Annotated in this window: 1 protein-coding gene; it reads left to right on the forward strand. The window is 66.3% G+C overall.

Going from position 1 to position 374, the window contains the following annotated elements; translation table 11 throughout:
- Window positions 1-374, forward strand: a 374-nt coding sequence (locus I5E_RS09290; protein ID WP_022906734.1) for a LysR family transcriptional regulator, incomplete at both ends; no start/stop codon positions are given.

Consider the following 374-nt stretch of genomic DNA (forward strand, 5'->3'; position numbering starts at 1 on the left):
TTCGCTCGTTTCTTGCTGTCGTGGAGGCGAGGCAATTCACCGCTGCGGGCGTGGCGCTCGGCATCAGCCAGTCCACGGTCAGCCAGCATATCCGGCGGCTGGAACTGGCCTGTGGGCGCCAGTTGCTCGAACGCGACACGCATGCCGTGCGCATGACCCCGGACGGGGCTGTGCTGGCGGATCTGGGCCGGCGGATTCTGGAAGCGAACCGGCAGGCGGTCGAATATTTCGCCGATAGCGCGCCGCGCGGGCGGGTGCGCCTCGGCATTTCGGAGGATATCACGCTGACCGGGCTTGCGAGCCTGCTGCGGGAGATCGGACTCGCCAATCCGCTCCTCAGTATCGAGCTGACGGTAGGCCTGTCATCGATGCTG

It is taken from the genome of Curtobacterium sp. B18 (genome assembly GCF_000333375.1).
In the GTDB taxonomy this organism is placed as follows: Bacteria; Actinomycetota; Actinomycetes; order Actinomycetales; family Microbacteriaceae; genus Curtobacterium.